This is a genomic window from Streptomyces malaysiensis subsp. samsunensis, assembly GCF_024519315.1.
Classification (GTDB): Bacteria; Actinomycetota; Actinomycetes; order Streptomycetales; family Streptomycetaceae; genus Streptomyces; species Streptomyces malaysiensis.
The window spans coordinates 47,956-62,298 of sequence record NZ_JANIIC010000052.1 but is presented as its reverse complement, the minus strand read 5'-3'; the positions used below and the strand labels follow the sequence as shown (position 1 = coordinate 62,298).

At 70.6% G+C, this 14,343-nt stretch carries 14 protein-coding genes; 7 read left to right on the top strand and 7 right to left on the bottom strand.

The features are described 5' to 3' along the window. Positions 1–52 precede the first annotated feature (52 nt). Both NQU54_RS34915 and NQU54_RS34910 read right to left on the bottom strand, forming a co-directional pair. The gene (locus tag NQU54_RS34915; protein WP_093703358.1) at positions 53–766 is read right to left on the bottom strand and encodes a hypothetical protein; all 714 of its coding nucleotides are present in this window, start codon (positions 764–766) and stop codon (positions 53–55) included. A 147-nt stretch (positions 767–913) separates the two neighbouring features. Then, positions 914–1,852: a DUF3558 domain-containing protein gene (locus tag NQU54_RS34910; protein WP_257634527.1), complete on the bottom strand. Its 939-nt coding sequence runs from the start codon at positions 1,850–1,852 to the stop codon at positions 914–916. 163 nt (positions 1,853–2,015) lie between these two features. Between NQU54_RS34910 and NQU54_RS34905 the strand changes: the two genes are divergently transcribed. Next, positions 2,016–3,209, top strand: a complete 1,194-nt coding sequence (locus tag NQU54_RS34905) for an RtcB family protein (protein WP_257634526.1) — start codon at positions 2,016–2,018, stop codon at positions 3,207–3,209. A 125-nt stretch (positions 3,210–3,334) separates the two neighbouring features. Here the strand turns inward: NQU54_RS34905 and NQU54_RS34900 are convergent, their stop codons facing one another. The 4 genes from NQU54_RS34900 to NQU54_RS34885 form a co-directional block, all read right to left on the bottom strand. Further along, positions 3,335–4,573 (bottom strand): cytochrome P450, encoded by a 1,239-nt coding sequence (locus NQU54_RS34900; protein ID WP_257634525.1) that lies wholly within the window; start codon positions 4,571–4,573, stop codon positions 3,335–3,337. A gap of 92 nt (positions 4,574–4,665) precedes the next feature. Continuing rightward, positions 4,666–6,054 (bottom strand): NAD(P)/FAD-dependent oxidoreductase, encoded by a 1,389-nt coding sequence (locus NQU54_RS34895; protein WP_257634524.1) that lies wholly within the window; start codon positions 6,052–6,054, stop codon positions 4,666–4,668. After that, the gene (locus NQU54_RS34890; RefSeq protein WP_257634523.1) at positions 6,044–6,280 is read right to left on the bottom strand and encodes a ferredoxin; all 237 of its coding nucleotides are present in this window, start codon (positions 6,278–6,280) and stop codon (positions 6,044–6,046) included. The genes NQU54_RS34895 and NQU54_RS34890 overlap by 11 nt, the downstream gene beginning before the upstream one ends. 277 nt (positions 6,281–6,557) lie before the next feature. Beyond that, entirely contained in the window at positions 6,558–7,313 is a 756-nt protein-coding gene (locus NQU54_RS34885) for an SDR family NAD(P)-dependent oxidoreductase (protein ID WP_257634522.1), read from the bottom strand. 264 nt (positions 7,314–7,577) lie between these two features. Between NQU54_RS34885 and NQU54_RS34880 the strand changes: the two genes are divergently transcribed. From NQU54_RS34880 to NQU54_RS34865, 4 genes are all read left to right on the top strand, one after another. After that, positions 7,578–8,963, top strand: a complete 1,386-nt coding sequence (locus NQU54_RS34880) for a hypothetical protein (protein WP_257634521.1) — start codon at positions 7,578–7,580, stop codon at positions 8,961–8,963. 240 nt (positions 8,964–9,203) lie between these two features. Then, on the top strand, positions 9,204–9,581 hold the full coding sequence (locus NQU54_RS34875) for an effector-associated constant component EACC1 (RefSeq protein ID WP_257634520.1): 378 nt from the start codon (positions 9,204–9,206) through the stop codon (positions 9,579–9,581). Continuing rightward, complete coding sequence (locus NQU54_RS34870) at positions 9,578–10,933, top strand: caspase family protein (RefSeq protein ID WP_257634519.1); 1,356 nt, start codon at positions 9,578–9,580, stop codon at positions 10,931–10,933. Before NQU54_RS34875 ends, NQU54_RS34870 begins: the two co-directional genes overlap by 4 nt. Positions 10,934–11,033: 100 nt before the next feature. Beyond that, positions 11,034–11,570, top strand: coding sequence for a DinB family protein (locus NQU54_RS34865; protein WP_257634518.1), 537 nt, complete (start codon positions 11,034–11,036; stop codon positions 11,568–11,570). Between the two features lie 77 nt (positions 11,571–11,647). Here the strand turns inward: NQU54_RS34865 and NQU54_RS34860 are convergent, their stop codons facing one another. Continuing rightward, positions 11,648–12,196 carry a hypothetical protein gene (locus NQU54_RS34860; protein WP_231981349.1) on the bottom strand — a complete coding sequence of 183 codons (549 nt, stop codon included), beginning with the start codon at positions 12,194–12,196 and terminating at the stop codon, positions 11,648–11,650. A gap of 116 nt (positions 12,197–12,312) precedes the next feature. Here NQU54_RS34860 and hemL point away from each other — a divergent pair, with 116 nt between their 5' ends. Both hemL and NQU54_RS34850 read left to right on the top strand, forming a co-directional pair. Beyond that, positions 12,313–13,629 carry a glutamate-1-semialdehyde 2,1-aminomutase gene (gene hemL, locus NQU54_RS34855; RefSeq protein WP_257634517.1) on the top strand — a complete coding sequence of 439 codons (1,317 nt, stop codon included), beginning with the start codon at positions 12,313–12,315 and terminating at the stop codon, positions 13,627–13,629. Positions 13,630–13,637: 8 nt separating this feature from the next. Next, positions 13,638–14,324: a histidine phosphatase family protein gene (locus tag NQU54_RS34850; RefSeq protein ID WP_257634516.1), complete on the top strand. Its 687-nt coding sequence runs from the start codon at positions 13,638–13,640 to the stop codon at positions 14,322–14,324. The last annotated feature ends 19 nt before the right edge of the window (positions 14,325–14,343 follow it).

Sequence of the window (14,343 nt, the reverse complement as noted above, 5' to 3'; positions counted from 1 at the left end):
AGCGTCGCATACACGTCAAGGTGCGCGGGCGGGAAGGGGTCGTGTCGGTCGGTCAGACGCCGCTCGACGTGCCCTTCGCGATGGCACCGACGGCCTCCTTGGCGGCGGACTTGGCGTCCTTGAGCAGTGCGGCCGCGTCCGGGGCCTTGGCGGTCTCATAGCCCGCGCCGTCGTACTGGAGGGTGATGACGACATTGGCGGTGCGGGTCACCACCGTCTGGTCGCGGAAGTCGTCGCCGTCCTTCTTCTGCTTGGCGCTGACCGTGGTCGCCTCGTCGCCGATGCCCGCGACCTTCTCGGTCTTGGGGTCGGTCACCTTGCCGGCGGTGGCGGCCCGGCTCGCCTGCTGGGCGGCGTACTCCCCGGCGCGCCGGTCGCCGGAGCCGAGCCCCGGGTCGGAGCGGAACAGCTTGAGGGAGACGGTCAGCGAGCGGTAGTCGAACCCGTCGAGGCCGCTCCACAGGCAGCTGGCCGAGGTGTTGGTGTCGGCCGAGGGGAGGGCCTTGCCCTTCTTGCTCTGCGCCTTGGGAACGAGATCGTCGATCGTCTTCCCGGAGAGCGTGGTGCAGACATCGGGCAGTTTGCTGAACTTCGCCGCCTCGACGGTGGGTGACGTACTGGGTGAGCCGGGTCTCGCCGAGCCCTCCGCCTTTTTGTCGTCCGGCTTGTCCGACTTATCCGAGCCGGAGGAGCAGCCGGCGACGAGCACCACCGGTACGGTCGCGCAGGCGAGTATTCGGGCGAGTCGCGGGGCTGAACGGTGCATGGGTCCTTCGCTCATTCTCTGTCGATGGGCGGACGTGCCGCCCGCGTCATTAGTCGGCACGGTACGCGGCCGACGCGCGGGCGTCCCAATTTCCGAAGTCTCCGCGGAGGGTGGGCGGGGCGCTCGCGGGGGTGTGGCGAGGACCCGTTATTCGTTGAGGCGACCGGTCAGTTCATCGGCCAAGTCCTGGGCTTTTTCCTGGAGTTCCTGGCTGCTGGGAATGTGCTTCTTGTCGGTCGTCCACTGGTCGTACTCAATGGTGGCAATCACATTCGAGGACCGGAACACGACCGTGATGTCGCGGTGGATACCCGAGTCCTTGGTGATCAGTTGGTCGTTGAGAAAGGCGTCGTCACCGAGGTCGTCCAGCCGGCGCGGGGCGGTGTCGGCCGAGGCGGTGTCACTTTCGTCACTTCCGCCACTCGCATCGGCCCCCGAGGAGGGGGTACCGGTGCCTTTGTCTCCACTATCCGTCTTGCCGCCTTTGCCGCTCTTGTTGCTGTTGTCGCCCTTACCGGGCTCATCGGAGCTCGAGCCGGGGGAGGCGGAGGAGCTGCCGCTATCGCTCGCGCCGCCGCTCTCGCTCCGCGACGAACTGGCGGAGGGCGTCGAGGGGCTGCTCGTGGCGTCCGGGATATGGGCGGCCGTGGCCTTCTCCTCGTAGGTCTCCTGAGCCCGGTCGTCATCGCTGACCGAGGGGTCGTACGAGACCACGCGCTGGAAGTCGATCGTGAGATAGCGCGTGCCGCTCGGGGTCTCCACCTTCCAGCGGCAGCCGTCCCGCCGGTCTATGTCGTACGTCACGGCCGCCTGGCCCTCGTACACCTTGTCGTCCTGCTCGGCGCCGGGCAGCAGCGCCTGGAGGTTCTTACGGCTGACCGCGCCGCATGCCTCGGGCAGGGTGCGGTAGCGGCCGGGCTCGGCCGAGACGGCCGTCCCGGAGTCGCCGGAGGCGCCGTCGTCCGGGCCGGGCGTTGAATCGGAGCCGGTGCATCCGCCGAGCCCCGCGGCGGCGAGCACGGTGATGAGCACGGCGACGGCGGGGGTGGGCCGCCGTTCGTACGCCCTTCGCTGCGCTGGCTGCACTGTCCGTGTCCCTTCGAGCGACGGAAAACTCCTTGCCGCCCGCGGGCGGTGGCTGGAGACAATGTCTATCGCACGCACTGCCGTGCCTGTCGGTCGCCCGCTACCTATGGGGTATCGGCCCGGCTTTTGCGTTTTCTGTCTTTTACGGGGGAATGAGTACATCATGTCGTATGTCGAGGTGCCCGGCGCTCGGGTGCCGATCCGGATGTGGACCGACCCTTCGACGGTCGAGGGCGTGGCCATGGAACAGCTGCGCAATGTGGCCACGCTGCCCTGGATCAAGGGCCTCGCCGTGATGCCGGATGTGCATTACGGGAAGGGTGCCACGGTCGGCTCGGTGATCGCGATGCAGGGCGCGGTGTGCCCGGCCGCGGTCGGTGTGGACATCGGCTGCGGGATGTCGGCGGTCAAGACGTCGCTGACCGCGAACGACCTTCCGGGGGATCTCTCGCGGCTGCGGTCCAAGATCGAGCAGGCGATCCCGGTGGGGCGCGGAATGCACGACGACCCGGTGGACCCGGGGCGGCTGCACGCGTTCCCCACCGGGGGCTGGGACGACTTCTGGAGCCGGTTCGGGGGCGTGGCCGAAGCGGTCAAGTTCCGCCAGGAGCGGGCCGTCAAGCAGATGGGTTCGCTCGGGTCCGGTAACCACTTCATCGAGTTCTGTCTCGATGACGAGGGTTCGGTCTGGCTGATGCTGCACTCCGGCTCCCGCAACATCGGCAAGGAGCTGGCCGAGTACCACATCGGCGAGGCCCGGAAGCTGCCGCACAACCAGGATCTGGTCGACCGCGACCTGGCCGTCTTCATCGCGGACACCCCGCAGATGGCGGCGTACCGGCACGATCTGTTCTGGGCGCAGGAGTACGCGAAGTACAACCGCGCGATCATGATGGCGCTCTTCCAGGACGTGGTGCGCAAGGAGTTCACGAAGGCACGCCCGGTCTTCGAGCCGGTGATCAGTTGCCACCACAACTATGTCAGTGAAGAGCGCTACGAGCACATGGACCTTCTCGTGACCCGTAAGGGCGCCATCCGCGCCGGCAGCGGGGACTACGGGATCATCCCGGGCTCGATGGGCACCGGTTCGTACATCGTGCGCGGTCTGGGGAACGAGGCGTCGTTCAACTCGGCCTCGCACGGCGCGGGCCGGAAGATGAGCCGTAACGCGGCGAAGAAGCGCTTCTCGACCCGGGATCTGGAGGAGCAGACGCGGGGCGTGGAGTGCCGTAAGGACTCCGGCGTCGTCGACGAGATCCCCGGGGCGTACAAGCCGATCGAGAAGGTCATCGACCAGCAGCGGGACCTCGTCGAGGTGGTGGCGAGGCTCAAGCAGGTCGTGTGTGTGAAGGGCTGAGTCCCGGGGTCGTGTGAAGGGCTGAAGCCCAGGGCCGTGTGAAGGGTTGGGGCGCAGGGCCGCGCAAGGGCTATGGCCCCCGGACCGGTGGCGGTTCGGGGGCCGTGTGCTTCCGTGCGGGCCCGCTACCGCCTGAGGCCGTCGTAGGCGATGGACAGGTGTTGGGGGCCCCTGAGGACGGCGTTGCGGCGGTAAGGGGGCGGGTCCTCGACCAAGCGGGGGTTGTCCAGCCGGCGGACGAGTTCGGTCAGGGCGGTCTGCGCCTCGAGGCGGGCGAGGGGGGAGCCGATGCAGTTGTGGATGCCGCTGCCGAAGCCGAAGTGCTGGTTGTCCGGGCGGTCGGGGATGAAGCGGTCGGGCTCGGGGAAGCGCTGGGGGTCCCGGTTGCCCGAGGCCGGGACGAGCCACAGCGAGGCGCCCTTGGGGATGGTGGTACCGGCGATCTCGATGTCGTCCAGCGTGGTGCGCTCGGGCAGCAACTGCACGGGCGGTTCGAAGCGCAGCAGCTCCTCCACGAGCGGGAAGATCAGATCCGGGTCCTCGCGCAGCTGCTTGAGGGCGTCCGGGTGGCGCAGCAGCGTGAGCATCCCGTTGGTGATCAGGTTGACGGTCGTCTCGTGGCCCGCGATCAGCAGCAGCGTCAGATTGCTGAGCATCTCGGGCAGGGACATCGGGCTCTCGTCGGCCCCGCGGTCCATGGTGAGGGCGGAGATCATGTCGTCCCGGGGCGCGCGGCGGCGCTGGTCGATCAGGCCGGAGAGATAGGTGGCCAGCTGGCGCCGGGCCTCCCGGACGGCCCGCCAGTGGGCCTGCTGCTCCTCGGGCGTGCCGACGGGCGGTTCGATGGCGGTGGCGACGGTGTCGGCCCAGCCGTGGAAGCGCTGCTCGTCCTCCTGCGGAACGCCGAGCAGACGGCAGATCACGGTGACCGGGAAGGGGTACGAGAAGTCCTCGACCAGGTCGATCCGGTCCCGCCCCTGGAAGCCGTCGATGAGTGCGGAGACGATTCCGCCGATCTCGCCGCGCAGGTCGTAGACCCGCCGGGGGGTGTGCGGCGGGCCGTACGTCCGCATGATCAGCCGGCGCACCCGGTCGTGGTCGGGCGGGTCGATCCGGATGAAGCTCGGGGGCAGCTCGGGGTCGTCGGTGCTGGGGACGGTTCTCGCCTCGGGAGCGAGATTGCGGACGTCGGAGCTGACCCGGGGGTCGTGGAGCAGGCTGCGGATCTCCCAGTAGGTGCTGACCAGGTAGGGGCCGGACTCGTCCCGCACCACGGGGGTCCCGCGGAGCTCGGCGTACAGCGGGTAGGGGTCGGCGCGGTTGGCGTGGTCGAGGATCTGGCCCAGGAGTGCGACCGACGTCATGGTGGATTCCTTCCGGGTGCGGTGCCGGTGGTGCCCGCGTCAGGCAGGGGTGAGGGTGACGCGCTGTCAGGCGGGGTGAACGTGACCGCTGGTCAGGCGGGGGTGAACGTGACGCGCTGGTCGGTCGGGGAGTGGCCGCTGACGGTGACCTCGGGGCCGTGGGTGGGGACCGAGGGGTCGGGGAAACCGGCCGGCACCGGCCGCATGCCCTCGGGCCGCCGGTCGACGGTGGTGAACGGCAGCGGGAAGGGCGCGGCCTGCTCGATCTGCCGCTGGTAGAACTCCAGCCATTTGGCCTGGTCGAAGGAGACGGCGGCGATGACGCGGCCCTGGTAGCCGTAGGCCGCGGTGAAACGGGGTTCGTCCAGGGACCCCTGGCTGATGAGGATGTGGTCGGCCATGTTCGGGACCCCGACGGACTTGATGTTGACGCCGAACTGGGCCGACCAGAAGTACGGCGTCCACAGGTGCGGGCGGCGCCGCTCACCGGGGCTGATCATGTTGTGCGCCGCGACCTCGGCCTGCGCGACCGCGTTGCCCCAGTGCTCCAGGGACAGGAACTGGTAGCCGAACAGGGGGTGCGGGGAGCGGGCCACGTCTCCCGCCACGAAGACGTCGTCCGCGACGATGCCCCGTATGTCGAAGGCCCGGCAGCCCGCGTCGCAGGCGATCCCGCGCGGCCCCGCGGCCAGTCCGGAGCCCGCGAGCCATTCGGTGTTGCGCGTCGCCCCCAGGGCGACGACGGCCACCTCCGCCTCCACCGTGCCGCCGTCGGAGAAGTGGGCGCGCCGCAGCCTGCCCGCGCTGTCGCCCTCGAGCCCGGTGACCATCACACCGCAGCGCAGGTCGACGCCGTGCTGGTGCTGAAGCCGGGCGGCCACTTCGCCGATCACGCTGCCCAGGGCGCCCACCAGGGGGGTCGCGCCGCGCTCGGCGACCGTGACGGGCAGGTCCCGCTCTCGGCAGACCGAGGCGATCTCCGAGCCGGTGAAACCGGCGCCGATCACCAGCACCCGGCTGGGGCCCGCCTTCAGCCGGTGGTCCAACCGGGCGGCGTCGTCCCTCGTCCGCAACACGAAGACGCCGTCCAGGCATGCCTCCAGCTCGTTCGGCCACGGGCGCGAGCGCACCCCGGTGGCGATCAGCAGCCGGTCGTACTCCACCGATGTGCCATCGGCGAGAGCCACCCGCTTGGCCGCCAGGTCCAGCCCGCTCGCGGCGACTCCCAGCCGCCACCGCGCGTCGATCGCGCAGTGCCGGGGGAGGTCCGTATGGTCCGGCGGCACCCGGCCGAGCAGGACCTGCTTGGACAGCGGCGGACGGTCATACGGCCCGTACGGCTCGTCGCCGATCAGAGTGAGGGCGCCGGTGAAGCCCTCCGTCCGCAGCGTCTCGGCGGCCCGCAGCCCCGCCAGGGAGGCACCCACGACGACGATATGGCCCTCGCGCCGGAGCCGCTCCAGGGAACCGTCAAGCGCCATGGGGGACACCCACCCGGTCCGCCGTCCACTTCCCGCCCGCGCCCTCGACGGTGATGGCCCTGACCGGACACGCGGCCACCGCCCGCAGCACGTCCACGCGCCGTATGTCGTCGGGCTGGGCGTCGTACAGCAGCGCTTCCTCACCGTGCATCGCGAAGACGTCCGGCGCCAGGAAGGCGCACTGCGCATAGCCCTGGCACCGGTTGAGATCAACGACAACCCTCATGACGCCTCCGCTCCACCGCGAGGTGCTCGGCCCCGCTCCAGCATCGGAGAGCCCCCGGGACGGCGCATACGCACTGGGCCGGACGGGGGAACGAACGGGCGGGGGCCGGGACGGGGGCGGGTCGCGCGGACGGAGGAGCTTGGGGCGGTGGAGGCCGCCCGGCCGGTCTACGGGGCGGCCCCGGCCCGTCCACGGGGCGGTGGGGCCCCGCGGTGGCCGTCTACGGAGGCGGGGAGGCCGGGCGGGCTACGAGGGCAGGCGGGCTACGAGGGCAGGCTCAGCGCTCGCGGTGGACCTTGTGCTGGGCGGCCTGGGCGCGCGGGCGGATGACCATCATGTCGATGTTCACATGCGAGGGGCGGGTGACCGCCCACTCGACCGTGTCGGCCACATCGTCGGCGGTCAGCGGCTCGGCCACGCCCTCGTAGACGGCCGCGGCCTGGGCCTCGTCGCCGCGGTAGCGGTTCACCGCGAACTCGTCCGTCTTGACCATGCCCGGGGCGATCTCGATCACCCGCACCGGCTCACCGCACAGTTCCAGCCGCAGGGTGGCCGCGATGGCGTGGGCGCCGTGCTTGGCCGCCACGTACCCGCCGCCGCCCTCGTAGGCCACATGGCCCGCCGTGGAGGACATCACGACGATCGTGCCGTCGCCGGAGGCGATGAGGGCGGGCAGCAGCGCCTGGGTCACCTGGACCACGCCCACGACGTTGACCTCGTACATCGCCCGCCAGTCGGCCGGGTCGGCGGAGGCCACGGTCTCGGCGCCGACCGCACCGCCCGCGTTGTTCACCAGGACGTCGCAGCGGTCCAGACCGGCGGCGAAGGACTCCACGGCGGCACGGTCGGTGACGTCCAGGACGTACGCCTCCGCCTCGTGCCCCGCCTCGGTCAGCTCGGCGGCGAGCGCGTCCACGCGCTCCTTACGGCGGGCGGCGAGGACGACGCGGAATCCGGCGGCCGCCAGACGGCGCGCGGTCGCGGCTCCGATCCCGCTGCTCGCGCCGGTGATGACTGCGGTACGGGTGGTCATCGGGCCTCCTGAGGCGACTGTGGCGACGTGGCGCAAACGGTGGTGCGTGCGCATGATCCATATGCAGGATATGACGGCCTGGTTTACGTCCAACCGGGGGACTGAAGATAGGAATCCGCTAGGGGCTCTTGGGCTCGGGGAAGGGTGCACTGCGTCCGGCACAGCGCCGGTATTGGAGCACCCATGCCCAAGGAGTGAATTCACGTAATGTCCCAGCAGAGCAGATTCCTTCAGCGGTCTCGTCGTTCCTTCAGACGTTGGGGCGTGGCCTCAGCGGGCGCCATCGCGGCCGCCGCCCTGGTCACTGGTGCTCCGGGAACCGCCTGGGCCTCGGGCAGCACTCCCGACCCGCAGCACTCGTCGTCGAGCAACCACTGCCCCCAGGACCGGGCGCACGACGAGAACAAGGGTCACCACGAGAACGGCCGCCACGACGAGAACGGCAACAAGGACCAGAACGGCCGCCACGAGGACAACGGGCACAAGGACTCCAACGGCCACGACGAGGACCACGGCCAGAAGGACAACGACGGCCGTCACGAGGACCACGGTCAGAAGGACAACGACCGTAAGGACAACGACTACACGGACTCGAACGGTCACCGCGAGGACCACGGTCAGAAGGACTCCGACGACCGCCGGGACGAGGGCGGGCGGTACGAGGAGAACGGCGAGCACGAGGACAGCGGCAAGCGCGAAGAGAACGGCAAGCACGAGGAGAACGGCGAGCACGAGGAAAGCGGCAAGCACGAGGACAGCGGCCGCGACGACGAGAAGATGAACGACGGCCGTAAGGACGACGACCGCCAGGAGGAGAAGGGCCAGCGCGACGACCACGGGCGTCAGGACGCCAGCCGCTACTTCCCCGGGAAGTTCTGGCAAGGCATCCAGGGGCGCAGCATCGCGCGCCCCGAGCAGGCCGCCCAGCCGCAGCAGGCCGCGCAGCCCGAGCAGGCCGCCCAGCCGCAGCAGGCCGCGCAGCCCGAGCAGGCCGCGCAGCCCGAGCAGGCTGCGCAGCCCGAGCAGGCTGCGCAGCCGTACGAGGCGGCCCAGTCCGGTGAGGAGACGCAGGACCGCGGCGCGGTGCGGCCCATCATGGCTCCCGTCCACCAGGACGACCAGGCCGCGCGCTACGGCGAGGAGCACAAGCAACAGCAGCAGCAGCACAAGCAGCAGGAGGAGCACAAGCAGCAGAAGGAGAACAAGGAGCGGCACCAGGACCAGAAGAAGAACGACCCGGTGACGATCGACGAGGCGATCGAGATCGCCGAGTGCGAGGTCGGCGGCCGGGCCATCAGCGCCGAGCTGGAGGACTGCCCCGAGGACGACCCGCACCACAAGGACGAGCGCAAGGAAGACCGCAAGGACGACCGTAAGGACGAGCGCCACGACGGTCAGCACAAGGACGAGCACAAGAAGGACGAGCACAAGGGCCCGCACCAGCACGAGGGCAAGAAGGTGTGGGTCGTGGAGGTCGAGTGCGACCACACCATCACGACCGTCTTCATCGACCCCGACACCGGCTGCGTCCTCGGCACGGAGCAGGAGCGGGACGACGACCACGGTGACCACGGCAAGCAGGGCAAGCAGGACGACCACGGCGACCGTAAGGGCAAGGACGGCTACAGCCGGCCGTCGGTCACCGCCTGAGCACGTACCACGAATCCGTAGGCGCCCAGAGCGATGACTCCGGCGCCGATCCACACCCATCCCCTGTGCTCACGCGATGTGCGATGAGCATGGGGGAAGGGTACGGCCCGCCCCCGATCGAAAGGCCGGGGCGGGAACCCACGCCCGCCCTCGCACCTCCCGCCCGCCCCGCCCGTCCCGTAGCGGGGCGGAGCGCTACGATCGGCGCCCACCACAGGATCACACCGGGGGAGTGGTGCCGTGCAGTTCCGCCTTCGAGTCGATGCCGCTGAAGGGGCTCCCGGCGTACTCGACCTCTACCGCTGGCTGACCGAGGATCCCGATGCCGCGGACGCCGCGGAGCTGGCGCTGGTGGACGAGGGTGACCACGCCGACACATTGGGCGGCCTCGAGATCATCTCCATCGTCGTCTCGAATCTCACCGCCCTCGGCAACCTGTTGGTCGCCGTGGCCACGTGGCGTGACGCACGGGCGCGCGGCGCAGACACCCGGGTCGAACGCGATGGCGTCTCCCTGCGCGTCGAGAGCAGCGACCCGGAGACGATCCGCCGCCTCCTCCGGCAACTGGAGTCCCCCGAGGGCCCCGAGGGCCCCGACGGCCCGGAAGACCCGGCATGACACGGCGTTCCCACACCGCAGACGCCACGGCAGGACGGCTCTCCGACCCCTCCGCGTCCCGGGCGGTCCTCATCGAGGCCCACGCCTTCACCCGCGGTGGAGCCGCCGCACGGGACCGGCAGCGGCATCTGGACGACCGCCCGTCGGTGGCCGTCGGCTGCCGGCGGCTGGCCGAGCTGTTCCGGGATCCCGAGGTGTGGGGCCTCCCCGAGGACCATTGCGCGATCGTCTCGCAGCCGACGCGCGACAGCATGCTGGAAGCCGTCCACCGCGCGGCCGCCGAGGCCACGGACACGCTCGTCGTCTACTACGCGGGCCACGGCCTGCTCTATCCGCTCAGCGGTGACTTACACCTGGCCGTACCGGAGACGACGAAGGACAAGTCGTTCACCGCGGTGAAGTACGACGACCTGCGCGAGATCCTGCTGAGCGCCACCCGTGTCCGCCGTAAGGTCGTCATCCTCGACTGCTGCTTCAGCGGCACCGCCCTGCGCGGACACCTGTCCGCCGATGCCGACGCGATCCGGCTGGCCGACGTCGAGGGCACCTCGGTACTCGCCGCCTCGCACGCCACCAGACAGGCCCTGGCGCCCCGTGGGGAGCGGTACCCGGCCTTCACCGGCGAGTTGATCGCCCTGCTCGAAGAGGGCGACCCGGACGCGCCGGAACTGCTCACCATGGCGGATCTGTACGACCGCGTGGACCGCGCCCTGATGCGCAAGAACCGCCCGCGCCCCCAGCAGCTGAACCGCGACCGCGGCGCCCATATCTCCATAGCCCGCAACCGCGCTTCCCGCCAGGAACCCCCGGAGACGGACGAGACCGGCTCCGCGGCCGAAACCCGGCGCCTCGGCGGACGGCGGCGCACGCTCGCCGCCGCCACCCTGGTCCTCGCCGCCATCGCGGGCCTGACCTTCTGGCTCCTGCCCGACGGCAAGGGCCTGGACTGCGGCAAGGCCCACTCGACCTTCGACATGGGGGATGGCACCCAACGCCACGAGGTGTCCATCGACGAGGTGCACGACGCCGCGTGCGAGGGCAACTTCCGCCCCATGGAAGTCGCCATGGACCGCGGGGGGTTCGACGGCACGGGCCTCTCGGCTGCCACACCGGACAAGGTCATCGCGTCCTGGAAGAAGCGCACGGACCGGGCGTCCTTTCTCCATGGCCTTGCCACCCTGCTGGAACGCGAACCGGAGGCCGGGCAGGGCGGCTTGACCTTCTCCAACGGCAAACAGGTGGCCACCTGGGCACGAGGCGCGGGCACTGTGCCCGACAGCACCTACCGCTGGACGGGCTACTTCCTCTGCGACGGCCCGGACTCCGGCCACCCGGCCTGCGATCCCCCCTGAGCGAGCCCCACATGGGCGTGCCCGAGCCCCGAGCCCCGGGCCCCGAGCCCCCGTCGGAAATTCCCTTTGCGGGAATCGGGCCGTGTGCCAGGGTCGGCCGATGACGACTTCGGCCACCTCCCGATGTGCCTTACTGCGCTGGCAGTTCGACCTGACCTGGTCGCTTTTCGAGTACCACCTGGAGCGGTTGGAGCCCGGGGACTTCCTGTGGGAGCCCGCGGCGCACTGTTGGACGGTGCGGCGGGCCAATGACGGGTCATGGGTGCCGGACTGGGCGGAGACCGAGCCCGATCCCGTGCCCGTCCCCACCATCGGATGGCTGAGCTGGCACATCGGCTGGTGGTGGAGCGTGACCCTCGACCACGCGGAGGGGCGCGAGCCGCGGAAGCGCACCGAGGTCGGCTGGCCCGGCGACGGTAAGGCGGCCATCGAGTGGCTGCGCGCGCTGCGGACGCAGTGGACGGCCGTACTGGACCGGCTCACCGAGGAGGACCTGGACGGCATCGCGCCGTTCCCCTGGGACCGGGACCCCGAGCACACCGTCGCCCATATGGTCGCGTGGGTGAACGCCGAGCTGATGAAGAACGCCACCGAGATCGGCCAACTCCGCCTGCTGCGCGCCGCGTCCACGGCGTAGGGGCCGCGCCTCGGCGCCCAAGCCCTGGTCCCTGTGCTCAGGGCCATGGCTCCAGCTTCAGGGCCGTGGCCCTGCCCTCAGGGCCACACCAGGCAGTACGGCTGATGCCCCGCCTCGTGCAGCCGGTGGCTGAAGTCCTGCCATTCGTGCAGCAGCTGATAGACCGTGAAGGCGTCCCGGGGGCCGCCGCGGTCGGGGACCGTGGACCAGATGAAGGCCGCGGCGCCCACGGCCTCCTCGCCCACGCCGCGCAGCGGGTCCACCGCGGTCATCGGGAGCTTGACCACGGCGTAATCCGGGTGGAGGACGACCAGTTCGAGCGGGGGGACCTTGTGGAGCGGGACGCCCTCGATACCGGTGAGGACCATCGCCGCGACCGTCTCCGGCTTGATCTTCGTGAACATGCCCTGGCCGAGCTCGTCGCCGCCGAGCTCCTCGGGACGCATGGAGATGGGGACCCTGGCCGCGGTGGCGCCGTCGGGCGCACCGAAGTACTTGTAGGTCACCCCCATGCGGCCCCCGCTCCTGCCTGCCCTGCCCGCCTCGTCCCGCCGATGGCGTCCGGGCCGGGCACGCTCGGGGCCTCGGTCATCGGTCCCTTCACCCAGTTCGCCACCGCGATGCATATCTCCACCCGACCACTCGCGGCCACTACCGCGCAACCCGATCTCTGTGACAGAGACCTCCCCCACGCTCGGGCGGTGAAACGCCCGGCCGCAGGACTTCGTCCGCCTCTGACAACATGGCTTGCGTGAGCTATCCGTACGCAGCCCCAGTTTCGCAGACGCTTTTCGATCGCGCCGCCGTCGTGACGCCCGGCGGCGTTAATTCTCCGGTGCGGGCGTTCCGCGCCGTGGGAGGTACGCCCCGGTTCATGGTGTCCGGTGACGGTCCGTACCTCACCGACGCCGATGGACGCGAGTATGTGGACCTCGTGTGCTCGTGGGGTCCGATGATCCTCGGCCACTCCCACCCCGAGGTCATCGCGGCCGTGCAGGCGGCCGTCGCTCGCGGTACGTCGTTCGGTACGCCGGGTGAGGGCGAGGTCGAGCTCGCCGAGGAGATCGTGGCCCGGGTCGCCCCGGTCGAGCAGGTGCGCCTGGTCTCGTCCGGCACCGAGGCGACGATGTCGGCGATCCGGCTGGCCCGCGGCTTCACCGGGCGGGCCAAGGTGATCAAGTTCGCCGGTTGTTATCACGGGCATGTGGACGCCCTGCTGGCCGCGGCCGGGTCCGGCGTCGCGACGTTCGGACTGCCGGACACTCCGGGGGTGACGGGAGCGCAGGCGGGGGAGACCCTGGTGCTGCCGTACAACGACCTGGAGGCGGTCCGGGCGGCCTTCGTCGCGCACCCCGGGGAGATCGCCTGTGTGATCACCGAGGCGTCGCCGGGCAACATGGGCGTGGTGCCGCCGCTGCCCGGGTTCAACGCGGGCCTCAAGCAGCTCTGCGCCGACCATGGCGCGCTCTACATCTCCGACGAGGTCATGACCGGCTTCCGGGTCTCCAGGGCCGGGTGGTACGGGCTGGACGGCGTGGAGCCGGACCTGATGACCTTCGGCAAGGTCATGGGCGGCGGCTTCCCGGCCGCGGCCTTCGGCGGGCGCGCGGACGTCATGGGGCGCCTGGCCCCGGCCGGCCCGGTCTACCAGGCGGGCACGCTGTCCGGGAACCCGGTCGCCACGGCCGCGGGCGTCGCGCAGCTGCGGCTGCTGGACGACGCGGCGTACGCCAAGGTCGACGCGGCCTCCGAGCGGCTGCGGGCGATGGTGACGGAGGCGCTCGCCAAGGAGGGCGTGGACCACCGGGTCCAGGTCGCGGGCAATATGTTCTCGGTCTTCTTCACCGGCGACGAGGTCACCGACTATGAGAAGGCCAAGGCGCAGGAGGCGTTCCGCTTCACCGCCTTCTTCCACTCGATGCTGTCGCAGGGGGTCTACCTCCCGCCGTCTGCCTTCGAGTCGTGGTTCGTCTCCACGGCGCATGACGAGCGGGCGCTGGAGCGGGTGGCGGCGGCTCTGCCGGGGGCGGCGCGGGCCGCCGCCGAAGCCACTGAATGATGGGTGACATGACACAGAGCGAGAACGACATCACCGTCGTCCATGTGATGCGCCACGGCGAGGTCCACAACCCGGAGGGGGTGCTGTACGGCAGGCTGCCCGGCTACCACCTCTCCGACCTGGGGCGCCGGATGGCCGACCGGGTCGCCGAGCACCTCGCCGACCGTGACATCACCTATGTGGTCGCCTCCCCGCTGGAGCGGGCTCAGGAGACGGCGGCGCCGATCGCCAAGGCGCACGGCCTGGACGTGGCCACGGACGAGCGGCTGATCGAGGCGGCGAACGTCTTCCAGGGCAAGACCTTCGGCGTGGGTGACGGCGCGCTGCGCAAACCGGGCAACTGGCGCCATCTCGCCAACCCCTTCCGCCCGTCCTGGGGCGAGCCCTATGTGGACCAGGTGGTGCGGATGATGGCGGCGCTTGGCCGGGCGCGGGACGCCGCGCGGGGGCACGAGGCGGTGTGCGTCAGCCATCAGCTGCCCATCTGGATCGTGCGGAGCTTCGTGGAGCGCCGGCGGCTGTGGCACGACCCGCGCCGGCGGCAGTGCACGCTGGCCAGCCTCACCAGCTTCACCTTCCGGGGCGACAGGATCGTCTCGGTGGGCTACAGCGAACCGGCCCGTGATCTCGTTCCGCCCCATCTGCGCGCGGGCGCCAAGCCGGTGAAGGGGGCCTCCAAGGGCTACGGGGCCTGAGACGGCCTTCAGCGGCTAC